Below are 24459 nucleotides of genomic sequence, written 5' to 3' on the forward strand. Positions count from 1 at the left end.
TGGTGTTTATCTCAAACCGTCAGGACGTGCACCGTGCACAAAGGTTTCTTGCCCCACTCCGCCTGAACGATCGAGCGGACAGTGCGTCGCACCGATTCGGCGACCGCGTCCGGATCGCGCCGCCGCGCCCGCGGCAGGCCCTCGACGGTGGAGACGATCGCATCGAACACGATGTCTTCCAGCGGCTCGCCGGCAGTGTTCTTTTCCGGCATCCCGACCAGTTCGACTTCCGGATCGTCCGCAAGCTCACCGGCTTCGCTCAGCGCCAGCGCCACGAAGGCACAGCCGGCGAACGCCATCTTGCGGCGCTCGACCACGGCACGCGATGAGTCCTGCTCCAGAATGGTGCCGTCCTTGAAGAGCCGGCCCGACGGCAACTGATCGATCACCGCCGGATTGCCCGGTCCGAGCCGCACCAAATCTCCATTGCGGACGGTCATCACCTTCGGCACACCCATCTGCCGCGCCAGCTTGGCGTGTTCGTTCAGATGCAGCGCTTCGCCGTGCACTGGGATCAGCAACTGCGGCCGCACCCACGAGATCATCTCGCGCAGCTCGTCGCGCCGTGGATGGCCGGAGACGTGGACGAGATGATCGCGATCGGTGATCACCTCGATGCCTTGATTGACCAGCCCGTTGATAATGCCGCCGACCGCCTTCTCGTTGCCCGGAATGGTCCGCGACGAGAAGATCACGCAGTCGCCCTTGTTCAGCGTGATTTCGGGGTGATCGTCGCGCGCGATCCGCGCCAAAGCGGCGCGCGGCTCACCCTGGCTGCCGGTGCACAGCGCCAGCACCTTGTCGGGCGGAAAGTGCCCGTAATATTCAGGTCCGCGAAAGCTCTGTACGCCGTCGAGATGGCCGGTTTCACGCGCCACCTGCGCGACGCGGTCCATCGCGCGGCCGACGAGCACCACTTCGCGCCCTGCAGCCTTTGCCGCATCGGCGACGGCGCGGATGCGGCCGACATTGGACGCGAAGGTCGTCACAGCGACACGGCCCTTCGCCGACTTGATCAGGCCGGCGAGCGAGGCCGCGACTTCAGTCTCGGACGGCGAGCGGCCGTCGCGTACCGCGTTGGTGGAATCGCCGATCAGCGCCAGCACGCCCTCGTCGCCGAGCTGGCGCAGCCGCGCTTCGTCGGTGGGCGGACCGACCACGGGAGTCGGATCGATCTTCCAGTCGCCGGTGTGCAGCACGGTGCCGACCGAGGTGCGGATCGCCAGCGCGTGGCTCTCCGGAATCGAATGCGCGACCGGGATGAACTCGACGCTGAACGGCCCCAGATCGATCGTGCCGCCCGATGGGACTTCGGTAATCGGAATCTTCAGGGTGGTGCGTTCGGCCGCGAGTTTGGCGGCGAACAGCGAGGCGCTGAACTTGGTGGCGTAGATCGGGCATCCGAGCTTCGGCCACAGATCGATGATCGCGCCGAAATGGTCCTCGTGGGCGTGAGTCAGCACCAGTCCGACGAGGTTCTTCTTCTCTTTTTCGAGAAATCGAACGTCCGGCATGATCAGATCGATGCCGGGCAGATGCTCCTCGTCGCCGAACGACACGCCGAGATCGACAGCCAGCCAGCTGCGCTGAGCGCGGTTACCGAGGCCGTAGATCGACAGATTCATGCCGATCTCGCCGACGCCGCCGAGCGGCGCAAAAGTCAATTCGTCCGGACGCGCCATCACGCCGCTCCCCTTGATGCGACGCCTTTGAAATACACGTCACCGGCCGAGACCGGCACCCTTCTTCCGTCGGTGGTGTGCACGATCAGACAGCCGGCCTCGTCGATGCTGTCGAAGATGCCCTCGAGCGCGCTGTCGCCAGAGCGGATCGACACCGGCTCGCCGAGGCCGGCGGCGCGCTCCAGCCAGCGCCGGCGGATCTCGGCAAAGCCGCGGCCATCGTCCCAGACGCCGCGCAGTTCGGTCCAGGCGTCGGACAGCGCCGCGAACAGATCCTCGGCGCCGACCGAAATACCGAGATCGTGCAGCGAAACCGCCGGATACGGTGTATCGGTCGGTGCCGCGATGACGTTGGTGCCGATGCCGACCACCACGGCGAGGCGATCACCGACATTCTCGGCTTCGAGCAGAATGCCGGCGAGCTTCTTACCCGAGGCCAGAACGTCGTTCGGCCACTTCAGCCGGAAACAGAAATCCGTGCCCGAACGCGCCCGCGCCTCCAGGCTGACCTGTTGCAGCGCGGCTTCGAGCGCCAATCCCGCGGCGAAGCCGAGCGTCGCCGCGGTGCCGGGCGGCACCCGCATCACTTCGAGGATGCTGCTGGCGAGGTTACCGCGCGGCGCCGCCCAGGCGCGCTGGCGCCGGCCACGGCCGGCAGTCTGCTCGGTGGTGACGAACCAGATCGGCCCCGCCTCTCCGGCGCGTGCCTGCGTCAGCGCCTCGGCGTTCGTCGAGCCTACTGAATCGAAAGCGGCGAGCCGATAGCCCGCCGCTGTCGCCTTTGATCCGAGGTGTAGCGCCGTCATTCAGAACAGCGACTTGGCGGCTGCCGTCGCCGCGTTCACCAGCGGCGCCGGGTAGATGAAGAACAGCAGGTTGAACAGGCCTGCAACCATCAGCACGCTGCGCAGCTCCGGCCGCACCGGATCGATACCGGGTGCCGGCTCGTCGAAATACATCGTCTTGATGATCGCCAGATAATAGTAGGCGCCCACCACGCTGCAGACCACGCCGATCACCGCCAGCACGAACAGCCCGGCCTTGATCGCCGCCATGAACACGTAGAACTTGGCGAAGAAGCCCGCCAGCGGCGGAATGCCGGCGAGCGAGAACAGCAGCATCGCGAAGAAGAACGCGAGCGGCGGGTTGGTGCGCGACAGACCGGCGAAATCGGAGATGCTCTCGACGTGCTGACCGTTGCGGCGCATCGACAGGATCACCGCGAACGCGCCCAGCGTCATCGCCACATAGATCGAGATGTAGACGATCACGCCCTGCGCGCCTTCGACGGTGCCGGCCGACAGGCCGACCAGCGCGAAGCCGATATGGCCGATCGCCGAATACGCCATCAGGCGCTTGATGTTCTTCTGGCCGATCGCGGCGAACGAGCCGAGCGCCATCGAGGCGATCGCCACGAAGATCACGATCTGCTGCCACTGCGGCACGATGCCCGGGAACGCGGTCAGCGTGACGCGGGTGAAGATCGCCAAACCCGCCACCTTCGGCGCCGAGGCGAAGAACGCCGTAACCGGGGTCGGTGCACCTTCATAGACGTCCGGCGTCCACATGTGGAACGGCACCGCCGAGACCTTGAAGCAAAGACCGGCGAGCAGGAAAACGAGGCCGAACACCAATCCGATGTTGCCGTCCTTGGCCGCGGCGGCAATGCCCGAGAACTGCACCGTGCCGGTGAAGCCGTAGATCAACGAGGCGCCGTACAGCAGCATGCCGGAGGACAGCGCACCGAGCACGAAATACTTCATGCCGGCTTCATTGGACTTGGCGTCCTTGCGGTTGCTGGCTGCCACGACATAGAGCGCAAGGCTCATCAGTTCGAGGCCGAGATACAGCATGATCAGGTCGCCGGCCGAGATCAGCAGCAGCATGCCGGCCGACGACAGCAGCACCAGGATGGCGTATTCGAACATCCGCCGCGACGGATCGGTCAGGACTTCGAGGGACAGAAGCAGCGTCACCGCCGAGCCGATCAACGCCAGCACTTTGAGGAACCGGGCAAAGTCGTCGACCACGAAGCTGCCGCCGAACGTGACCAGCTTGCCGGCCGGCAGCGCGAACAGCTCCAGCGCGCCGGTGGCGAGCAGCAGAAGGATCGCCAGCACCGTGATGGTGCCGGTGGCCTTCGGCCCGCGATACGCGCCGAGCATCAGGAGCAGCATCGCGCCGATCACCAGCACGAGTTCCGGCAGGATCGGCAGCAGCGGGTAACCGGCTGTTTCAAAGTTCATCGGGATTGGTCCTTGCCGGTCACGGCAGCGCCGCTGCCTTCACGGCAGTCACGGCGGCAGCGTAGTTGTTGACGAGTTGCTGGACGGAGGCGGCCGACATGTCGAGCACCGGCTTCGGATAGAAGCCGAACAGCACGGTGAGCACCACCAGCGGTGCCAGCATCAGCCCTTCCCGCCAGGTCAGGTCCTTGATGGTGGCGAGCGACGGCTTGGTCAGCGCACCGAACACCACCTTGCGATACAGCCACAGCGCGTAGCAGGCCGACAGGATCACGCCGGTGGTCGCCAGAGTCGCGGTCGGCACATTGACCTTGAAGGTGCCAAGCAGGGTCAGGAACTCGCCGATAAAGCCCGAGGTGCCCGGCAGGCCGACATTGGCCATGGTGAAGATCAGGAACACCAGCGCGTACAGCGGCATCCGATTGACCAGACCGCCATAGGCGGCGATCTCGCGAGTGTGCATGCGGTCGTAGACCACGCCGACGCAGAGGAACAGCGCGCCCGAGACGATGCCGTGGCTGATCATCTGGAACACCGCGCCGGAGACGCCCTGCGTGGTACCGGCGAAGATGCCCATGGTGACGAAGCCCATGTGCGCGACCGAGGAGTAAGCGATCAGCTTCTTGATGTCCTCCTGCATCAGCGCGACCAGCGAGGTGTAGATGATCGCGATCACCGACAGGGTGTAGATCAGCGGCGCGAAATACGCCGAGGCATCGGGGAACATCGGCAGCGAGAACCGCAGGAAGCCGTAGCCGCCCATCTTCAGCAGGATCGCGGCGAGCACGACCGAGCCCGCGGTCGGCGCCTCGACGTGGGCGTCAGGCAGCCAGGTGTGCACCGGCCACATCGGCATCTTCACCGCGAACGAGGCGAAGAACGCCAGCCACGCCCAGGTCTGCAGCCCGCGCGGAACCGAGGTTTGCAACAGGGTCGGAATGTCGGTGGTGCCGGCGTTCCAGTACAGCGCCATGATCGCCAGCAGCATCAGCACCGAGCCGAGCAGCGTGTACAGGAAGAACTTGAACGACGCGTACACCCGGCGCGGACCGCCCCAGATGCCGATGATCAGGAACATCGGGATCAGGCCGCCTTCGAAGAACAGATAGAACAGCACCAGATCGAGCGCCGAGAAGGTGCCGATCATCAGCGTTTCCAGCACCAGGAACGCGATCATGTATTCGCGCACCCGCATCGTCACCGAGCGCCAGCTCGCGATGATGCAGAACGGCATGATCGCGGTGGTCAGGATCACCAGCGGCAGCGAAATGCCGTCCAGACCCATGTGATAGGTGATGGTGTTGCCGAGCCAGGGCGCCTTTTCGACGAACTGGAAGCCCGGATTGGCGGAGTCGAAGTGCCAGACCAGCAGCAGCGACACCGCGAAGGTGATCAGCGTGGTCCACAGCGCGATCCAGCGCGCATTGCGGCGCGCCGCCTCGTCTTCGCCGCGGGCGAGATACACCAGCGCCGCGCCGAGCACCGGCAGGAAGGTGACGACCGAAAGCACCGGCCAGGTCATGATCGAAGCCGACATTTACCGGCCCCCCAAGCCGAGCATGAACCAGGTGATCAGACCGGCCACGCCGATCAGCATCGCAAATGCGTAGTGGTAGAGATAGCCGGTCTGCATCCGGACCACGCCGCGGGTGACGTCGAGCACCCGGGCGGAGATGCCGTCGGGCCCGAGCCCGTCGATCAGCATGCCGTCGCCCTTCTTCCAGAGCTGCCGTCCGATCCACTTCGCCGGCCGGACGAAGATCACTTCGTACAGCTCGTCGAAGTACCACTTGTTGAGCAGGAACTGGTACAGCAGCCGGTGCTGGCCGGCGAGTTCCACCGGAATGTCCGGACGGCGGATGTAGAACACCCACGCCACCAGGAAGCCGACCACCATCATCACCGTCGGCAGGAACGCGATCCAGGCCGGGATGTGGTGCATCTCCTCGATGATGTGCGGATGCATCTTCAGCGACGAGCGGAAGAACTCCTCGATGCCGTGACCGGCGAACAGCTCCTTGAACGGATAGCCGGCCGCCAGCGCGCCGAAGGCGAGCACGAACAGCGGGATCGTCATCACCAGCGGGCTCTCGTGTGCGGCCTCGTAGTGCTTACGATCGTGCGGCTCGCCGTGGAACGTCTTGAACACCAGACGCCACGAGTAGAACGAGGTCAGCAGCGCCGCCACCACGGTCATCAGGAAGCCGTAGAACGCCAGCGGGTTCTTCGACACGAACGCGGCCTCGATGATCGCGTCCTTGGAGAAGTAGCCGGCGGTCAGCGGGAATCCGGTCAGCGCCAGGGTGCCGATCAGCATTACGCCGTAGGTGAACGGGATCCGGTCCTTCAGACCGCCCATGTGGCGGATGTCCTGCTCGTGGTGCATCGCGTGGATCACCGAGCCGGCGCCCAAGAACAGCAGCGCCTTGAAGAAGGCGTGCGTGAACAGGTGGAACATGCCGACCGAATAGGCCCCTGCCCCCATCGCCACGAACATGTAGCCGAGCTGCGAGCAGGTCGAATACGCCACGATGCGCTTGATGTCGTTCTGCACGAGACCGATCGTCGCCGCGAAGAACGCGGTGGTGGCGCCGAAGAACATCACCACGGCCTGGGCGTCCGGCGCGAGCTCGAACAGCGGCGACATCCGCGCCACCATGAACACGCCGGCGGTGACCATCGTGGCGGCGTGGATCAGCGCCGACACCGGGGTCGGGCCCTCCATCGCGTCCGGCAGCCAGGTGTGCAGCAGGAACTGCGCCGACTTGCCCATCGCGCCCATGAACAGCATCAGGCAGGCCAGCGTCAGGGCGTCGGCGTGCCAGCCGAAGAAGTTGATGGTCTTGCCGGTCAGCCCGGGCGCGGCGGCGAAGATGGTGTCGAAATCGGTCGAACCGACCAGCACGAACACCGTGAAGATGCCGAGCAGGAACCCGAAGTCGCCGACGCGGTTGACCACGAAAGCCTTGATCGCGGCGGCGTTGGCCGAAGGCTTCTGATACCAGAAGCCGATCAGCAGATAGCTCGCCAGACCGACGCCTTCCCAGCCGAAGAACAGTTGCAGCAGGTTGTCGGCGGTCACCAGCATCAGCATGGCGAAGGTGAACAGCGACAGATAGCCGAAGAACCGCGGGCGATGCGGGTCTTCGTGCATGTAGCCGATCGAATACAGATGGACGAGCGACGACACCGTCGTCACCACCACCAGCATCACGGCGGTGAGCGTGTCGACCCGCAGTGTCCAGGCGACCTGCAGATCGCCGGAATTGATCCACGGCAACAACGCCACGCGTGAATCGTGGTGCATGAAGCCGACTTCCACCAGCGTCACCCAGGCCAGCGCGCAGGAAATCAGCAGCAGCGTGGTGGTGACGATCTCGGCCAGCCGCGAGCCGGCTGCGGCCGGTTCGGTCGGGCCGTGGGCGTGATCGTCGTGTGCATGGTCGTCGTGCGCATGGTCGTCGTGCCCGTGCGCCGCGTGCGCATGGGCATCGTGGCCATGACCGTGATCGTCGTGATGCTCGACGGTGTCGCCGCTCGGGTTGCGGGCATGGGCGCCCACCAGCGCAATGACGGCGGCGATCAGCGCGCCGACGAGCGGCAGAAATACGATAGCCTGGATCATGCGCGCGCCTTCAGCCTCCGGACGATGCCGTCAATCCGCGATCGATTGCCGATCATGCCCTAGCCCTTCATCAAGTTGATATCTTGCACCGCGATCGTGCCGCGGTTGCGGAAGAACACCACCAGCACCGCCAGGCCGATTGCAGCCTCGGCGGCGGCGACGGTCAGAACCAGCAGCGCGAACACCTGGCCGACGATGTCGTTCAGGTAGATCGAGAAGGCCACCAGGTTGATGTTGACGGCGAGCAGCATCAGCTCGATCGACATCAGGATGATGATGACGTTCTTGCGGTTCAGGAAGATGCCCAGCGTGCCGAGCGTGAACAGCACTGCGGCGACCGACAGAAAATGGCCGAGCCCGATCTCGTTCATCGCACCCACTCCGCAGCATCGTTGTCGGACAGTCCCTGCCCCGGTTTGACGTGGCGCATCGCCATCGCCGTCTCCTTGGAGCGGGCGTTCTGAGCGGAGATGTCCTGCCGCTTGACCTTCTTCTTGTGGCGAAGCGTCAGCACGATCGCGCCGACCATGGCGACCAGCAGGATCATGCCCGAGACCTGGAAGTAGTGGATGTAGCGGGTGTAGAGCACCAGCCCCAGAGCTTCGGTATTGGACACGCCGGCCGGGATCGGCGCCGTCACCGTCTTGGTCACGGTCGGGCTGATCATCCAGCCCCCCGCCAGCAGCAGCAGCTCGGCCAGGAAGATGAAGCCGATCAACAGGCCGAACGGCAGATATTCGAGGAAGCCTTCGCGAAGCTGGCTGTAGTCGACGTCCAGCATCATGATCACGAACAGGAACAGCACCGCGACGGCGCCGACATAGACCACGATCAGAATCATCGCGAGGAATTCGGCGCCCATCAGCACGAACATGCCGGCGGCGTTGACGAACACCAGGATCAGAAACAGCGCGGAGTGCACCGGGTTGCGGGCGACCACGACCATCACTGCGGCGGCTATCGCCACCCCGGCGTAGAGATAGAAGAACAGAACGGGCATCGACATGGCGTCAGCTCACCGGTACGGCGCGTCGAGGGAGATGGCTTTGGCGATTTCGCGTTCCCAGCGATCGCCATTGGCCAGCAGGCGGGCCTTGTCGTAGTACAACTCTTCGCGGGTCTCGGTGGCGAACTCGAAGTTCGGCCCCTCGACGATCGCGTCGACCGGGCATGCCTCCTGGCAGAACCCGCAATAGATGCACTTCACCATGTCGATGTCGTAGCGCACGGTGCGGCGGGTGCCGTCGTTGCGCCGCGGACCGGCCTCGATGGTGATCGCCTGCGCCGGGCAGATCGCCTCGCACAGCTTACAGGCGATGCAGCGCTCTTCGCCGTTGGGATAGCGGCGCAGCGCGTGCTCGCCGCGGAACCGCGGCGAGATCGGATTCTTCTCGAAAGGATAATTGATCGTCCGCTTCGGTCTGAAGAAGTAGCGCATGGCGAGAAAGAACGCCGATACGAATTCGGTCAGAAGCAGCGAACGGGCGGTAGCGGTGACGTTCATCGAAGCCTCATTTCGGTGCCAGGCCGGCGAACTGCAGAACGGCCGCCACGATCACCACCATCGCCAGCGACAGCGGCAGGAACACCTTCCAGCCCAACCGCATCAACTGGTCGTAGCGGTAACGCGGCACGATCGCCTTCGCCATGGCGAACAGGAAGAACATGAACAGCAGCTTCAGCGAGAACCAGACGATGCCGGGCACCCAGGTGAAGGGCGCGTAAGGCACCGGCGGCAGCCATCCGCCGAGAAACAGGATCGTGCCCATCGCGCACATCGTGACGATGGCCACGTATTCGCCGAGCATGAACAGCAGATACGGGGTCGACGAGTATTCGACCATGAAACCGGCGACCAATTCCGATTCCGCTTCGACGAGATCGAACGGCGGGCGGTTGGTCTCGGCCAGCGCCGACACGTAGAACACCACGAACATCGGGAACAGCGGCAGCCAGTACCAGCCGAGCATGCCCCATTTGCCGTCCTGCGCCTCGACGATCGCCGTCAGGTTCAGCGAGCCGACGCACAGCAGAACGCAGATCACCACGAAACCGATCGAGACCTCGTAGGACACCATCTGCGCGGCCGAGCGCAGCGCGGCCAGGAACGGATACTTCGAGTTCGACGACCAGCCGGCCATGATGATGCCGTAGACCGACAGTGACGACACTGCGAGGATGTACAGCACGCCGACATTGATGTCGGCGATCACCCAGCCCGCGTTGACCGGGATCACCGCCCAGGCCGCCAGCGCCAGAACGCAGGTCACCAGCGGTGCGAGCAGGAACAGGCCCTTATTGGCTCCGTCCGGAACCGTCGGCTCCTTGAGCACGAACTTCAAAAGGTCGGCGAACGACTGCAGCAGGCCCCATGGCCCGACAACGTTCGGGCCGCGCCGGATCTGCACCGCCGCCCAGATCTTACGATCGGCGAGCAGGATGTAGGCGATCGCGATCAGGAGGATGACCAACAGCAGCACGCTCTGCCCGAGCACAACGAGCAGCGGCCACAGGTTGGTCGCGAAGAATTCAGCCATGGGTCCCGCCTACTCCGCCGCCGTCAGCAATTGCCCCGACGCCAGGCGGGAACATTCCGCCATCACCGCGGACGCCCGCGCGATCGGGTTGGTCATGTAGAAATCGGCGATCACCGGCTTGAACGGCGTCTTTTCGACGCTGCCGCCGGCGCCCGCCAGCTTGCGCACATCGGCCGGATCGCCGGCCTCGATCTGGTCGACCCGCATCAGATGCGGCACCTCGGCGAACAGCGCCTTGCGCAGCGCCGCCAGCGAGTCGTAGGGCAGCTTGGCGCCGAGCGCTTCCGACAGCGCTCGCAGGATCGCCCAGTCCTCGCGCGCATCGCCCGGCGGGAATGATGCCCGCCCAGCGATCTGCACCCGGCCTTCGGTGTTGACGTAGATGCCCGACTTCTCGGTGTAGGCTCCGCCCGGCAGGATCACGTCGGCGCGGTGCGCGCCGCGGTCACCGTGGGTGCCGATGTAGACCACGAACGCCCCGTCCGGCACCTTGATTTCATCAGCGCCGAGCGAGAACAGCACGTCGACGCCGCCGGCGGTCGTCATCTCCGCCGCCCCCAGGCCGCCCTTGCCCGGCACGAAGCCGATGTCCAGCGCACCGACGCTGGAAGCCGCCGGATGCAGCACCGCAAAGCCGTTCCAACCGTCGTCGAGCGCTCCGACATCGGCGGCGAGCTTGGCCGCCAGCGACAGGATCGCCGGGCCGTCGCGCCGCGCGGTCGCCGCGGCCCCGACCAGAATGATCGGCTTCTTGGCGTTCTTCAGCGTCTCGGCGAAAGCATGCTTGCCGGCAATCAGATCGTTCAGCGTGTCGGTGCCGGCGCCGAGATAATCGTAGCCGTAAGTCAGATCGGCTCTATCCCCGATTACGCCGATCGGCATGCCGCTGGCGCGCCAGCGCTTGCGGATGCGGGCGTTGAGGATCGCCGCCTCCTTGCGCGGATCGGAGCCGATGATCAGCACCGCGTCGGCCTGTTCAATGCCGACGATGCCGGGGTTGAAGATGTAGCTGGCGCGTCCGGCCTTCGGATCGAAGGCAGCAACGTTCTGCGCCGCGATGTTGTCCGAGCCGAGCTTGGCGAGAAGCTGCTTCAGCGCGAACATCTCTTCGACCGCGGCCAGATCGCCGGCGATGGCGCCGATCTTCTTGGCCGAGGTGCCGTCGAGCTTGGCCTTGATCGCGGCGAATGCCTGCGGCCAGCTCGCCGGCTTCAGCTTGCCGCCCTCGCGAACGTAGGGCCGGTCGAGCCGCTGGGTGCGCAGGCCGTCGACGACGTGGCGGGTCTTGTCGGAGATCCACTCCTCGTTGATCGCCTCGTTGACGCGCGGCAGGATCCGCATCACTTCGCGGCCGCGGGTGTCGACCCGGATCGCCGAGCCGACGCCGTCCATCACGTCGATCGACTGGGTCTTGCCCAGCTCCCAAGGGCGCGCCGCGAAGGCATAGGGCTTCGACGTCAGCGCACCGACCGGGCAGATATCGACCAGATTGCCCTGCAGCTCGGAAGTCAGCGCCTTTTCGAGATAGGTAGTGATCTCCATGTCCTCGCCGCGGCCGATCGCGCCCATCTCCGGCACACCGCAGATCTCCGCCGCGAAGCGCACGCAGCGGGTGCACTGGATGCAGCGGGTCATCGAGGTCTTGACCAGCACGCCGAGATACTTGTCCTCGACCGCGCGCTTATTCTCGGCGAACCGGCTCTGATCGACGCCGTAGCCCATCGCCTGGTCCTGCAGATCGCATTCGCCACCCTGATCGCAGATCGGGCAGTCGAGCGGATGGTTGATCAGCAGGAACTCCATCACGCCTTCGCGGGCCTTCTTGACCATCGGCGACTTGGTCGAGATTTCCGGCGGCTCGCCGTTCGGGCCCGGACGGCAATCGCGCACGCCCCAGGCGCAGCTCGCCACGGGCTTCGGCGTGCCCTTCAGCTCGACCAGACACATCCGGCAGTTGCCGGCGATCGACAGCCGCTCGTGGTAACAGAACCGCGGAATCTCGGCGCCGGCGGACTCACAGGCCTGCAGCAGCGTGTACTCCGGCGGAACTTCGACTTCCTTGCCGTCGACGATGATCTTGATCATGGCAGTCACTCCGCCGCTTGCATGTGCGCCGGATCGAGCACGCCCTGATCGTCGAGCGTGGCCTTGCGCGAGAAATCGTCGATACGGCGCTCGATCTCGGGGCGGAAGGCGCGGATCAGGCCCTGGATCGGCCAGGCCGCGGCATCGCCGAGCGCACAGATGGTGTGGCCTTCGACCTGCTTGGTCACTTCCAGCAGCATGTCGATCTCGCGCTTGTGGGCGCGGCCGTGCACCATCCGGTCGAGCACGCGCCACATCCAGCCGGTGCCTTCGCGGCACGGCGTGCACTGGCCGCAGCTTTCGTGCTTGAAGAAGTAGCTGATGCGCGCGATGGCGGCGACGACGTCGGTCGATTTGTCCATCACGATCACGCCGGCGGTGCCGAAGCTCGACTTCACCGCACGGGTGCCGTCGAAGTCCATGATCAGCTCCTGGCAGTCCGCCGCCGGGATCAGCGGGCACGATGCGCCGCCGGGAATGATCGCGAGCAGATTGTCCCAGCCGCCACGGATGCCGCCGGCATGCTTTTCGATCAGTTCACGGAACGGGATGCCCATCGCGTCCTCGACGACGCAGGGCGCGTTGACGTGACCGGAGATGCCGTACAGCTTGGTGCCGACGTTGTTGGCACGGCCGATCGAAGAGAACCACGCAGCGCCGCGGCGCAGGATGTCGGGCGCGACCGCGATCGACTCGACGTTGTTCACGGTGGTCGGGCAGCCGAACAGACCGACATTCGCCGGGAACGGCGGCTTCAGCCGCGGCTGCCCCTTCTTGCCCTCGAGGCTTTCGAGCAGCGCAGTCTCTTCACCGCAGATGTAGGCGCCGGCACCGTGAGCGACGTAGAGGTCGAACGGATAGCCGTGGACATTGTCCTTGCCGATCAGCTTGGCCTCGTAAGCCTGATCGATCGCCGCCTGCAGCCGCTCGCGCTCGCGGATGAACTCGCCGCGGACATAGATGTAACCGGTGTGGGCGCCCATCGCGCAGCCGGCGAGCAGACAACCTTCGACCAGCGTGTGCGGGTCGTGGCGCATGATCTCGCGGTCTTTGCAGGTGCCGGGCTCGGACTCGTCGGCATTGACCACCAGATAGCTCGGGCGGCCGTCGGCGTTGTCCTTCGGCATGAACGACCATTTCAGGCCGGTCGGAAACCCGGCGCCGCCACGGCCGCGCAGGCCCGACGCCTTCATCTCGTTGATGATCCAGTCGCGGCCCTTGTCGATGATCGCCTTGGTGCCTTCCCACGCGCCGCGACGGCGCGCGCCCTTCAGCGTCCAGTCGTCGAGACCGTACAGGTTCCGGAAGATGCGGTCCTTGTCGTCCAGCATGGCTTGCGGCGTTCCCTGTCAGCGTTTCGATTGCATGTGAGCGAGCCCGGCCGCGCAACCCCCGAAGGTCAGCGCCCAGATCAGGCTCGATTGGAGTGTCGCACCGAGCGCGTAGCGCTGCAGCAGAAATATGAACGCTGCGGCGGCAAGCCCGTGCAACAGGATGTAAACTGGGGTCGGCATGGCTTTCGCGCTTTCCGCGACGGCGCCCCCCGCTGGGGCGATCATCGTCATGGCGTGTTCTTACCGCTAGAGTCCGCGGCGGGCGGCTTCGGCGCCGGGCGCTCCTGCACATTGGCCGCCGCCCCGCTCCGCTTGGCTTCCTCGTCGGTCAGCGACGGCCCGTTGGCGTTGACCGGCGAAACGTTAATCCCGCCGCTCAACAGCGTCGTCGGACCGGTAATCGGCGCAGCGTGCTGGCGGCCGTTCTGCGGACCCGGCTGCGGCGGATTGCCGGCAGCGAAGCCGTCGAGCACCTTGTTCAAGGTCTCCGGCGTCAGATCCTCGTAAACATCTTTCCAGATCTGGACCATCGGCGCATTCACGCAGGCACCGGCGCACTCGACCTCCTCCCAGGAGAAGTCGCCGTCGGCCGACAGATGGAACGGATCGTGATGGATCCGGTTCTTGCAAACTTCGATCAGCTCGCCGGCGCCGCGCAGCCGACACGGCGTGGTGCCGCAGACCTGGACGTGGGCTTTCTTGCCGACCGGGTTGAGCTGAAACATCGTGTAGAAGGTCGCCACTTCCAGCGCCCGGATATGCGGCATCTGCAGCATGTCGGCGACGGTGCGGATCGCCGCTTCCGGCAGCCAGCCGCCGCATTGTTCCTGGGCGCGCCACATGATGGCGATCACCGCCGAGAACTGTCGGCCCGGCGGATACTTGGTGATTTCCTTCTGCGCCCAAGCGAGATTGTCCGCGGTGAACGCGAAGCTCTCGGGTTGCAGCTCTTTGGGTGCCAGACGACGAACGGACATGCTCAGTTTCTCGCCGAGCGCTTCGCAACGCTCGCATTCAGGTGTTGGATACGGGCGTGCCAGAACGCGCTCGCGGTTCCGATCACGTTGTAGCCGACATTCGACGCGACCTTGATCCGGTCGAGAATGCCGAGGTCGACCACGGCCTCGTATTGATTGCTTTGCGGGTCGTACACGACCAGCTTCAGCGGCGTATTTTCGAGGATGTAGCGCGAAACCGTGTGACCGCGGTCGCTACCGTGCTCTTCGCACAGGATCGCGGTGTCTTCGGCGAGAAGTCGCTGTCCGCCGCGGATCGCGTCGATCTCGACCCCCTCGACGTCGAGCTTGACGATGTACTTGCCGCCGGCCGGCAGATGGCCGTCATCGATCAGGTCGTCGAGCCGGATCACCGCCACGTCCTCACCGTCCGCATCGGCACGACCGACGATGCTGAACGCTTCGTGCTTGGAGCCGGACAGCCTGGCGGTGCCCCGCGCGGCACCGACCGCGCATTTCATCACCGAAAACCGATCGCCGTTGATCTTGGCATTGTGCGCCAGGCGCGCGAAGTTCTGGCTCGACGGCTCGATCGCCAGTGTGCGGTGCGCACCGAACGGCGCGCTCGACACCAGGATCGACCAGTACCCGTAATTGGCGCCGCAATCGATCAGCGTGTAGTCGACGTCGGACGCATCGCGGAACAGCAGGTCCAGCTCGATCTCGTAATCGTAGTCGCGCTGCAGCAACTTGCTCCAATAGCCGTCGCCATAAGGGAACACGAAGGTCGCATCGGGATTGAGCTTGATCGCGATATCGCGCTCCGGGAGCGCCTTCCGCATCAGGTTGGCCGCGGCGTTGTAACCGCGATACGAAAAGGTCGACGACACCCGGGCGCCCATCACCAGCGCACACGCCGCCGCACGCTCCAGGGCGCCTGCGCCCTCGAGCGCGCCGGTCGCGCGATCGAACTGGATGGGCTCGGGGACGTTCACCGATCGACCTCTCCGAACACGATGTCGAGCGAGCCGAGGATCGCCGAGACGTCGGCCAGCAGATGGCCGCGGCTGAGGAAATCCATCGCCTGCAGATGGGCGAAACCCGGCGCCCGGATCTTGCACTTGTACGGCTTGTTGGTGCCGTCCGACACCAGATACACGCCGAACTCACCCTTCGGCGCCTCGACCGAGGCATAGACTTCGCCGGCCGGAACGTGGAAGCCTTCGGTGTACAGCTTGAAGTGATGGATCAGCGCTTCCATCGAGCGCTTCATCTCACCGCGGCGCGGCGGGAAGATCTTGTGATCGTCGACCACCACCGGCCCCTGCCCGGCCGGCTCGCGCAGCTTGGCGATGCACTGCTTCATGATCCGAGCCGACTGCCGCATCTCTTCCATACGGATGTGGTAGCGATCGTAGCAGTCGCCGTTCTTGCCGATCGGCACGTCGAAATCCATCTCGGCGTAGCACTCGTAGGGCTGCGCCTTGCGCAAGTCCCAGGCCGCGCCGGAGCCGCGCACCATCACGCCCGAGAAGCCCCAAGCCCAGGCCTGTTCGAGCGTCACCACGCCGATATCGACGTTGCGCTGCTTGAAGATGCGATTGTCGCTGAGCAGCCGGTCGAGATCGTCGATCACCGGGGGGAAAGCGTCGCACCAGGCGTCGATATCGTCGATCAGCTTCGGCGGCAGATCCTGATGCACGCCACCGACGCGGAAGTATGCCGCGTGCATCCGGCTGCCGGAGGCGCGCTCGTAGAACATCATCAGCTTTTCGCGCTCGTCGAAACCCCACAGCGGCGGCGTCAAAGCGCCGACGTCCATCGCCTGGGTGGTGACGTTGAGCATATGCGACAGAATGCGGCCGATCTCGGCGTACAGGACGCGGATCAATTGCGCGCGGCGCGGCACGGTGATGCCGAGCAGCTTTTCGACTGCCAGACAGAACGCGTGCTCCTGATTCATCGGCGAGACGTAGTCGAGCCGATCGAAATACGGAATCGCCTGCAGATAGGTCTTCTGCTCGATCAGCTTCTCGGTGCCGCGATGAAGCAGACCGATGTGCGGATCGACCCGCTCGACCACTTCGCCGTCGAGCTCCAGCACCAGCCGAAGCACGCCGTGCGCCGCCGGATGCTGCGGACCGAAATTGATCGTGAAGTTGCGGACGCTGGGCGCGTCAGTGGCGGCGACGTCAGCCATGGAGCGGGCTCCGCATCAAAGCGAGTAGCGAACAACGAGCAGCGAACGTCATCACGACTTCACTCCCGCCTTCTCGTCTCCGGGAAGGACCGGATAGTCAGCGCCTTCCCAGGGAGATAGGAAGTCGAACTTGCGGAATTCCTGATTGAGCCGGACCGGCTCGTAGATCACCCGCTTCTGGTCGTCGTCGTAGCGGACCTCGACGAAACCGGTGAGCGGAAAATCCTTGCGCAGCGGATGCCCTTCGAAGCCGTAATCGGTCAGCAGCCGGCGCATGTCGGGATGGCCGGTGATGATGATGCCGTACAGGTCGTAAGCCTCGCGCTCGAACCAGTCGGCGCCGGGAAACACGTCGATGATCGACGGCACCAGCGTCGTCTCGCCGACCTCCGCCTTCACCCGGATCCGCTCGTTCAGCTTCGGCGACAGCAGATGATAGACGATCTCGAACCGCTGCGCGCGGCCGGGATAGTCGACCGCGGTCATGTCGATGAAGCCGATGAAACGGAAGCGCGGGTCGTCGCGCAGCGTCCGCATCGTCTCCACGATCTTGCCGGCATCGACCGTCAGCGTGAGCTGGCCGAACGCAACCGAATGACCGGTCGCGACGCCCGGCAACGCGCCGACGATCGTCTGACCCAGGGTGTCGAGCCCGTTGTCGTCCATGAAACAGCCTTCTTCAGCGTTCGATAGTGCCGGTTCGCCGGATTTTCTTCTGCAGCAGCATCATGCCGTACAGCAGCGCTTCGGCGGTGGGCGGACAGCCGGGCACGTAGATGTCGATCGGAACGATGCGGTCGCAGCCGCGCACCACGGAATACGAATAGTGATAGTAGCCCCCGCCGTTGGCGCAGGATCCCATCGAGATCACGTAGCGCGGCTCGGGCATCTGGTCGTAAACCTTGCGGAGCGCCGGAGCCATCTTGTTGGTCAGCGTGCCGGCGACGATCATCACGTCCGACTGCCGCGGCGAAGCGCGCGGCGCGAAGCCGAAACGCTCGGCGTCGTAGCGCGGCATCGAAAGCTGAATCATTTCGACTGCGCAGCAGGCCAACCCGAAGGTCATCCACATCAGCGAGCCGGTGCGCGCCCAGGTGATCAGATCATCGGTCGCGGCAACGAAGAAGCCCTTGTCGGACAATTCGCGGCTGACATTGAGAAAGAACGGATCGTCGGCCCCAATCGGCTTGCCGGTGCGGGGGTCGATGATGCCGGTAGCCGGCCGAGAGATCAGCGGCTGCGCGCCGATCGGATGTTGCGACGGTGTCGGCTGCATCGTCTCAGGCCTCAATCCCATTCCAGCGCGCCCTTCTTCCACTCGTAGGCGAAGCCGACCGTCAGGACGCCGAGAAACACCATCATCGACCAGAAGCCGGTCGCGCCGAGCTTGCCGAAGGCCACGGCCCACGGAAACAGAAACGCGACTTCGAGATCGAAGATGATGAACAGAATGGCGACAAGATAAAATCGGACGTCGAATTTCATGCGGGCATCGCTGAAAGCGTTGAATCCGCATTCATAAGCCGAGAGCTTTTCCGGGTCCGGCTGCTGATACGCCACCGCGAACGGAGCGACCAGAAGGACGAAGCTCAAGCCGGCGGCAACGATGATAAAAACGACGATTGGCAGATAGTTAGACAGAATGCCGCTCATCACCCGCTCCCTAACCCCGCGGCCCGTTGTGCTGCCGCAGACTCGTTCGCATTTGAATTGTTCTACCGCTTAGCGCAGTGCAACAGGGGGCGCAAGCCAAGCTGTGGCAACTCCGAGGCATATGCACGCTTCTACGTCTTTAGCAGCACGAATTCGTGACTCATCATTCAGCACAGTGCGCGAGTCACATCAACCAAACGGAAACCATACGGCCATCGCACGAAACCCTTTTCGGAACCGGCGAAACGATCCTGAAACACACGTAAGGCTATCGTCGGCTCGTCAACGCGGCAACAACAACAGCCGCGGGGAGGCAGCGATGAACCACTCTTTGCATTCAGCGGATCGTGCGACCCACCTGAAGATCGTGGTGGTGGCCCTCGTTGCCGGTATCAGCGTCGCCGTGATCGGAATTACGGCCAGAACCACCGCTCCCGACAGCCAGACCGCTCAGGTGATCAAGGCCACCAAGCAGATCACCCTCACCGACTCGGGTCGGTCGACGGTGAGATAACCGCGGCTCGCTCTCGACGCATCAGCAGTCACACATGGTTGAGAAGGCGGCAGCCAAGCTGCCTCCTTCTGTGACGACACCCCTGTTCTGTGACGACACGATGTCCCGAGGGCGCCTGGCCGAGAAGCGCACACCTGCGCCCCCTTCTCCCTCAAGCTCACCAGCCCCAACGAACGAAAGCGCCAACGCAGGTCGCGCGGCCGCATCGTCGACAGCACCAACGCGGAACGAACAGCGCAATTAGGCCTGAGACGGATCCAGTTCGGTCGAGCTTATTTCGGGGTAACGCGCAGGATCGCCAAACGCCCCTTGGGCGAAATGGCGCGAGAGACGGGGCTCGAACCCGCGACCTCCGGCGTGACAGGCCGGCGCTCTAACCAACTGAGCTACTCCCGCGTGGTTTGCATCAACCGCGCAGGCGGTCGATTAAAGGGAGCGCACTCCCAAGTCAAGCGGCTTGAGGCAGAGATTCCCATTCTCGTGCACAGCTTTGCATTTATCCTTTAATGTCGGCATTTTTCAGCGCGCCAATGCAAATAATGCGCTGTTTACGGGGCAAACGGCGTAGGCAGCGCCCACCCGAATCATCTAAGCCCTGCTACGTCTTAGTTTCTAAGCCGCCACACACAGCAGGAGGGCTATATGGCGAAGAAAGCAGTTGCCAAAACCGCAACGCCGGCAACGGTGACCCTGAAGCATCTCGCAGCCGCGCTCGCCGAAGAGCACGAGCTGTCCAAGAAGCAGACCGAGGCTATCCTCGGCGACATGGTGACCCGCATCACCAAGCACCTGAAGAAGGGCGAGCGCATCCGCATCGTCGGCCTCGGCATCCTCCAGGTCCGCAAGCGCGCCGCCCGCATGGGCCGCAACCCGGCCACTGGCGAGCAGATCCAGATCAAGGCCAGCAAGAAGGTGGCGTTCCGCGCCGCCAAGGAGCTCAAGGAAGCGATCTGATCCTGCTTCCGGGGTCATTGGTTCGCGCGTTTCCGGTTTTTCGGACGCGTGGACAAAGCTCGTCCCGCGCGGCGCTGGGGCCGGTTTCCAAGTCGATTGGAACCAGCTCCAGTTCAGATTGAAGAACGGCAGGCTTGGGCATCCGCCCCGCCTGCCGTTTCTTTTTTGTCCCCCCAGCCGTGGCCCGGCTGCGGGTCGCGCGGCAAGCCAGGACGGGATATCAACAGCAAAGCTCGCGACCGAACGCGCTTGAACGCCATGCCGCGGTGTTTGCGAGCCTGCAGGGAGTTCGGACGTGACCGCAATCGACTTCGACTTCACCGTGCTGGAGCGCTTCCTCCGCTACGTCACGATCGACACCCAGTCGGACCCGGCCTCCGACACCTGCCCCTCGACCGAGAAGCAGAAGAATCTCGGCACGCTGCTGGCGCAGGAGCTGCGCGAACTGGGGCTCGTCGACGCTCATCTCGACCACCACGGCTATGTCTACGCGACGATTCCCGCGACCACCGCCAAGCCGAATGTCCCGGTGATCTGCTTCTGCGCCCATATGGACACTTCACCCGATTGTTCAGGTGCGGGCGTCAAACCGCAGGTCTGGAAGGACTATCAGGGCGGCGACATCATCCTGCCGGGTGATTCCTCACAGGTGATTCGGCGCGCCGAGCACCCGGCGCTGTCGGAGCAGATCGGCCACGACATCGTCACCAGCGACGGCACCACCCTGCTCGGCGCCGACAACAAGGCCGGCATCGCCGAGATCATGGATGCGGCGCGATTCCTCCTGGCGCACCCGGAGATCGAGCACGGCACGCTCAAGATCCTGTTCACCCCGGACGAGGAAATCGGCCGCGGCGTCGACAAGGTCGATTTGAAAAAGCTCGGCGCTGATTTTGCCTACACGATGGACGGCGAAAGCGCCGGGCACATCGAGGACGAAACTTTCTCGGCCGACAGTGCGGTGATCACGATCGAGGGCGTCAGCGCCCATCCGGGATTCGCCAAGGGCAAGATCGAGCACGCCATCAAAATCGCCGCAGCGATCGTCGAACGGCTGCCCAAGACCGGCTGTTCGCCGGAGACCACCGAAGGCCGCGAGGGCTTTCTTCACCCGATCGGAATCAGCGGCGCGCTGGAAAAGACCACCCTCGGCTTCATCGTTCGAGACTTCACCGAAGCGGGGCTGAAGGACAAGGAGACGCTGCTGCAGAGCATCGTCGAAGAGGTGATGCTGGATTACCCGCGCTCGCGCGCCAAGATCGAGATCCAGCCGCAATACCGCAACATGAAGCAGGTGCTCGACCGCCATCCCGAACTGGTCGAGAACGCCCGCGAGGCGATCCGACGCGCCGGCCTGACGCCGGTCACCGCCGCGATCAGGGGCGGCACCGACGGCGCCCGGCTGTCGTTCATGGGGCTGCCCTGCCCCAACGTGTTCGCCGGCGAGCACGCCTTCCACTCCCGGCTGGAATGGGTCAGCCGCCAGGACATGGAAGCCGCAGTCCGCACCATCGTGCATCTGGCAACGATCTTCGAGCAGCAGGCTTAGAACAGGCGGTCGCTTGCGCATTCCTGCTTCGACCGGCTAAATGCGCTCTTGCGAAAGCGCTTCATGCTTGGCGTCCGGGCGGCTAGCTCAGCTGGTTAGAGCATCTCGTTTACACCGAGAGGGTCGGGAGTTCGAATCTCTCGCCGCCCACCATTTGACCGCAGATCGCCAATTCGCGAACGATTCCTCGCACCCGTATCGGCCGCACATTCGTGCGTGCTGGTGAACAATTTCCGAGCGAGATTGCCTCCACTGATTGCAATTTCTCCGAAAACAAAACCGATGATTGCGTTTGCGGGCAAAACCGAACGCCAACGTACCAAAACCAACGCCGAATCGGCCTGACCGTAGCTGTCGCCCACAACGGCTGCTCGTATCTGTACTAACCAGATGTCCATCTCCGGCCGGTAAAAAGCTCGCATTGACGATGCCTGCCGGGGTGATCAATGCGACGAATTGGATGGGACGCAGGAGCGGAAGGCCTGCTGCACGGACCGCGAAACGTCTCGGTGCGCGGCATCGTCGTCAGCGGCGTTCTGCTCGGCGCCGCGATCGCAATGGTCACCGGCTGGATGGTCATGGACAGCCGCGAGCGTGTGCTGCGCAATACCGAGCGCGAACTCCGCAACACCGCGCTGTTGCTCTCGCGCCAATTCGACCGCTCCTTCGAGGCTCTCAACATCGACCAGAGCGAGACAGCCGCATCGCTTGAAAACACTTTCCCGCTGGCCAAATCGCGGACCAGCCACACGCTGTTGTCGCTGAAGGCAGCGGAGCTCGGCGAGTTCGACCTGTTCGGCTCCGACGGCGCGTTGATCAATACGTCGCGGAGCTGGCCGGTGCCGCCGGTTCAGATCGGCACCGACCACAATTTTCAGCGCTGGATCTCCGACGATGAGCGCGACGAGAAGCAGGTCGAATTCGTGCGCGATCCGGTGCTCGGTGGCTGGACGCTGGCGCTGGTCAAGCGGCTTCGTGGTCCGACCAAACAGACCTCGGGGATTCTGACACGCACCATCCCCACAGCCTGGCACGAGACTCTGGCGTCGTCGCTGGCGCTCGGCAGCGACGCGACGATCGCGGTGTTCACCAGCGGAGGTGCCCTGGTGACGCGGTGGCCCCGCTTCGCCTCGTCGATCGGCGAGAACTACCTGAATTCCGATCTCAAGCCGCTGTTCAGCCGAGTCAGCACTTCGCGGCGAATCATCAGCCCGTTCGACGGCAGCGAACGAATCGCGGCGGCGCGGGCGCTGAGCAAGCAGCCGATCGTCGTCGTGGTGTCGCGATCGGTGGATGGCGCGCTGGCGGCGTGGTGGCACGAATTGCGGACGATCCTGTCGATCGCGCTGGCGACCGGACTTGCCGTCGCGGTGGTGCTGTTCCAGCTCGGCCGCAACATCATCCGGCATCAGACCGATCTGCGCCAACGCTACAGCATCGCGGTCGACAACATGACCCAGGGGCTGTCGTTGTTCGACGCCGAGGGCCGGCTGCTGCTGCACAACCGGCGCTACCTCGAAATCTATCGGCTTCCCGCGGACGCCGTGAAGCCGGGTCTCACCGGCGCTGACCTGATCGCGCTGATGGTGCAGGCCGGGCATGATCCGCAGCTCATCAGCCGCTATTCGTACCTTGCCAATAACCACCGCGACACGGGGCGCAAATTCGAGGTCGAGCTCGCGGACGGCCGAACCATCCTCGTGATCAATGAGCCGATCCAGGGCGGCGGCTGGGTCACCACCCACGAAGAGGTCACCGAGCGCAAACGCGCCGACTCCCGTATCCACCACCTCGCCCATTTCGACGAACTGACCGGACTGCCGAACCGGTCGTCGTTCCGCGATCATCTCGGCGAGGCGCTCGACGTGCTCGAGCCGGGCGATCGGCTGGCATTGATCTACATCGACATCGACGAGTTCAAGATCGTCAACGACACGCTCGGCCATCCGGTCGGCGATCAGCTTCTGAGGTCGATCGCCGAGCGGCTGCAGGGCTGCGTCGGAGCGAACGACTACGTCGCCCGGCTCGGCGGCGACGAGTTCGCCGTGGTGACGACCGACGCCGGCGCGGTCCGCGAATTGGTCTCCAAGCTGCAGCGCACGTTGCGCGACAGCTTCGACTGCGCCGACGACGAGGTCTCGCTCGATGCCAGCATCGGCATCGCACTGGCGCCGGAGCACGGCGCCGAACTCGACGAACTGATCGCCAAGGCCGACCTTGCGCTGTACGCCGCGAAGTCCGAAGGGCGCCACACCTATCGGTTCTTCATCCCCGATATGGACGTCAAGGCCAAGGCTCGCCACGAACTGGCGACCGAGCTGAAGCGCGCCGTCGCCGAGCGAGACTTCCAACTGCACTTCCAACCGCTGGTCGATCTGAATTCCGGCACGGTCGCCGGCTGCGAGGCACTGCTGCGGTGGAAGCATCCGGTGCGCGGCTTCGTCTCGCCGGCCGAGTTCATTCCGCTCGCCGAGGACATCGGACTGATCGAAGAGCTGGGCGAATGGGTGCTGGATCAGGCCTGCGCCATTGCGGTCGGCTGGCCCGCGACCATGACGGTCGCCGTGAACGTATCGCCGATCCAATTCCGCCGCTCGACCTTCCCGCTCAAGGTCGCCGCCACGCTGGCGCGGACCGGGCTGTCGGCCGACAGGTTGGAGCTGGAGATCACCGAAGCCCTGCTGCTACAGGACACCGAGTCGACGCTGGCTGTCCTCAACCAGCTCCGCGCCCTCGGCGTCAAGATCGCGCTCGACGATTTCGGCACCGGTTATTCGTCGCTGAGCTATCTGCACCGCTTCCCGATCGACAAGATCAAGATCGACAAGAGCTTCGTCGACACCCTGACCGAGGAAGCGGGATCGGCGATGATCATCCGTGCGATCGCGAAGATCGCCGCCGCCGGCCACAAGACGACCTTGGCCGAAGGCGTCGAGACCGCAGAACAACGCGAGCTGCTGCGCAAGCTCGGCTGCCAGCAGATGCAGGGCTACCTGTTCAGCCCCGCCATCCCCTCCGACGCGCTGACCCGCCTGATCGCCGGCACCGAAACGCAAACGGGAATCCGAAGAGCGCCGGCAACTGCGTAGATCGAGGCACATCTGATCAGCAGGCACTTTCGGGC

At 64.4% G+C, this 24459-nt stretch carries 22 protein-coding genes and 2 tRNA genes; 5 read left to right on the plus strand and 19 right to left on the minus strand.

Annotated features, from left to right (window positions below):
* Nucleotides 1-11 precede the first annotated feature (11 nt).
* From DY468_RS09000 to DY468_RS09085, 18 genes are read right to left on the minus strand one after another with little or no spacing between them, the layout of a single operon-like run.
* Nucleotides 12-1682 (minus strand): ribonuclease J, encoded by a 1671-nt coding sequence (locus DY468_RS09000; protein WP_164604412.1) that lies wholly within the window; start codon nucleotides 1680-1682, stop codon nucleotides 12-14.
* Nucleotides 1682-2488, minus strand: a complete 807-nt coding sequence (locus DY468_RS09005; protein WP_164604414.1) for a biotin--[acetyl-CoA-carboxylase] ligase — start codon at nucleotides 2486-2488, stop codon at nucleotides 1682-1684. The genes DY468_RS09000 and DY468_RS09005 overlap by 1 nt, the downstream gene beginning before the upstream one ends.
* Complete coding sequence (gene nuoN / locus DY468_RS09010) at nucleotides 2489-3928, minus strand: NADH-quinone oxidoreductase subunit NuoN (protein ID WP_164604416.1); 1440 nt, start codon at nucleotides 3926-3928, stop codon at nucleotides 2489-2491.
* A 19-nt stretch (nucleotides 3929-3947) separates the two neighbouring features.
* A complete protein-coding gene (locus DY468_RS09015) occupies nucleotides 3948-5465 on the minus strand; it encodes an NADH-quinone oxidoreductase subunit M (protein WP_164604418.1) in 1518 nt (505 codons plus the stop codon).
* Nucleotides 5466-7553 (minus strand): NADH-quinone oxidoreductase subunit L, encoded by a 2088-nt coding sequence (gene nuoL, locus DY468_RS09020; RefSeq protein ID WP_164604420.1) that lies wholly within the window; start codon nucleotides 7551-7553, stop codon nucleotides 5466-5468.
* 59 nt (nucleotides 7554-7612) lie between these two features.
* The gene (gene nuoK, locus DY468_RS09025) at nucleotides 7613-7924 is read right to left on the minus strand and encodes an NADH-quinone oxidoreductase subunit NuoK (protein ID WP_011158489.1); all 312 of its coding nucleotides are present in this window, start codon (nucleotides 7922-7924) and stop codon (nucleotides 7613-7615) included.
* A complete protein-coding gene (locus DY468_RS09030; protein WP_164604422.1) occupies nucleotides 7921-8559 on the minus strand; it encodes an NADH-quinone oxidoreductase subunit J in 639 nt (212 codons plus the stop codon). Before DY468_RS09030 ends, nuoK begins: the two co-directional genes overlap by 4 nt.
* Before the next feature lie 9 nt (nucleotides 8560-8568).
* The gene (gene nuoI, locus DY468_RS09035; protein ID WP_164604424.1) at nucleotides 8569-9057 is read right to left on the minus strand and encodes an NADH-quinone oxidoreductase subunit NuoI; all 489 of its coding nucleotides are present in this window, start codon (nucleotides 9055-9057) and stop codon (nucleotides 8569-8571) included.
* A gap of 7 nt (nucleotides 9058-9064) precedes the next feature.
* Nucleotides 9065-10090 carry an NADH-quinone oxidoreductase subunit NuoH gene (nuoH, locus tag DY468_RS09040; protein ID WP_164604426.1) on the minus strand — a complete coding sequence of 342 codons (1026 nt, stop codon included), beginning with the start codon at nucleotides 10088-10090 and terminating at the stop codon, nucleotides 9065-9067.
* A gap of 9 nt (nucleotides 10091-10099) precedes the next feature.
* Nucleotides 10100-12175 carry an NADH-quinone oxidoreductase subunit NuoG gene (gene nuoG / locus DY468_RS09045; RefSeq protein WP_164604428.1) on the minus strand — a complete coding sequence of 692 codons (2076 nt, stop codon included), beginning with the start codon at nucleotides 12173-12175 and terminating at the stop codon, nucleotides 10100-10102.
* Nucleotides 12176-12180: 5 nt separating this feature from the next.
* Entirely contained in the window at nucleotides 12181-13506 is a 1326-nt protein-coding gene (gene nuoF / locus DY468_RS09050; RefSeq protein WP_164604429.1) for an NADH-quinone oxidoreductase subunit NuoF, read from the minus strand.
* An 18-nt stretch (nucleotides 13507-13524) separates the two neighbouring features.
* Nucleotides 13525-13740: a hypothetical protein gene (locus tag DY468_RS09055; RefSeq protein ID WP_164604431.1), complete on the minus strand. Its 216-nt coding sequence runs from the start codon at nucleotides 13738-13740 to the stop codon at nucleotides 13525-13527.
* Nucleotides 13737-14486: an NADH-quinone oxidoreductase subunit NuoE gene (gene nuoE, locus DY468_RS09060; RefSeq protein WP_164604433.1), complete on the minus strand. Its 750-nt coding sequence runs from the start codon at nucleotides 14484-14486 to the stop codon at nucleotides 13737-13739. Before nuoE ends, DY468_RS09055 begins: the two co-directional genes overlap by 4 nt.
* Before the next feature lie 2 nt (nucleotides 14487-14488).
* Nucleotides 14489-15460, minus strand: coding sequence for an FkbM family methyltransferase (locus DY468_RS09065; protein WP_164604435.1), 972 nt, complete (start codon nucleotides 15458-15460; stop codon nucleotides 14489-14491).
* Nucleotides 15457-16665 (minus strand): NADH-quinone oxidoreductase subunit D, encoded by a 1209-nt coding sequence (locus DY468_RS09070; RefSeq protein WP_164604437.1) that lies wholly within the window; start codon nucleotides 16663-16665, stop codon nucleotides 15457-15459. Before DY468_RS09070 ends, DY468_RS09065 begins: the two co-directional genes overlap by 4 nt.
* Before the next feature lie 51 nt (nucleotides 16666-16716).
* Entirely contained in the window at nucleotides 16717-17331 is a 615-nt protein-coding gene (locus DY468_RS09075; RefSeq protein ID WP_164604439.1) for an NADH-quinone oxidoreductase subunit C, read from the minus strand.
* A 13-nt stretch (nucleotides 17332-17344) separates the two neighbouring features.
* Nucleotides 17345-17941: a NuoB/complex I 20 kDa subunit family protein gene (locus tag DY468_RS09080; protein WP_164604506.1), complete on the minus strand. Its 597-nt coding sequence runs from the start codon at nucleotides 17939-17941 to the stop codon at nucleotides 17345-17347.
* A gap of 11 nt (nucleotides 17942-17952) precedes the next feature.
* Nucleotides 17953-18318 (minus strand): NADH-quinone oxidoreductase subunit A, encoded by a 366-nt coding sequence (locus DY468_RS09085; RefSeq protein ID WP_011158501.1) that lies wholly within the window; start codon nucleotides 18316-18318, stop codon nucleotides 17953-17955.
* A 319-nt stretch (nucleotides 18319-18637) separates the two neighbouring features.
* Between DY468_RS09085 and DY468_RS09090 the strand changes: the two genes are divergently transcribed.
* Entirely contained in the window at nucleotides 18638-18832 is a 195-nt protein-coding gene (locus DY468_RS09090; RefSeq protein WP_164604441.1) for a hypothetical protein, read from the plus strand.
* A 319-nt stretch (nucleotides 18833-19151) separates the two neighbouring features.
* Here the strand turns inward: DY468_RS09090 and DY468_RS09095 are convergent.
* Nucleotides 19152-19228 (minus strand) — tRNA-Asp (locus DY468_RS09095).
* Between the two features lie 246 nt (nucleotides 19229-19474).
* Between DY468_RS09095 and DY468_RS09100 the strand changes: the two genes are divergently transcribed.
* From DY468_RS09100 to DY468_RS09115, 4 genes are all read left to right on the plus strand, one after another.
* The gene (locus DY468_RS09100) at nucleotides 19475-19786 is read left to right on the plus strand and encodes an HU family DNA-binding protein (protein WP_164604443.1); all 312 of its coding nucleotides are present in this window, start codon (nucleotides 19475-19477) and stop codon (nucleotides 19784-19786) included.
* A gap of 295 nt (nucleotides 19787-20081) precedes the next feature.
* Nucleotides 20082-21335, plus strand: coding sequence for a peptidase T (gene pepT / locus DY468_RS09105; protein WP_164604445.1), 1254 nt, complete (start codon nucleotides 20082-20084; stop codon nucleotides 21333-21335).
* Nucleotides 21336-21411: 76 nt separating this feature from the next.
* Nucleotides 21412-21488, plus strand: a tRNA-Val gene (locus DY468_RS09110).
* Nucleotides 21489-21781: 293 nt separating this feature from the next.
* A complete protein-coding gene (locus DY468_RS09115; protein WP_164604448.1) occupies nucleotides 21782-24424 on the plus strand; it encodes a putative bifunctional diguanylate cyclase/phosphodiesterase in 2643 nt (880 codons plus the stop codon).
* Nucleotides 24425-24459 lie beyond the last annotated feature (35 nt).

The sequence above is a fragment of the Rhodopseudomonas sp. BR0M22 genome, from assembly GCF_010907035.1.
Lineage (GTDB): Bacteria > Pseudomonadota > Alphaproteobacteria > Rhizobiales > Xanthobacteraceae > Rhodopseudomonas.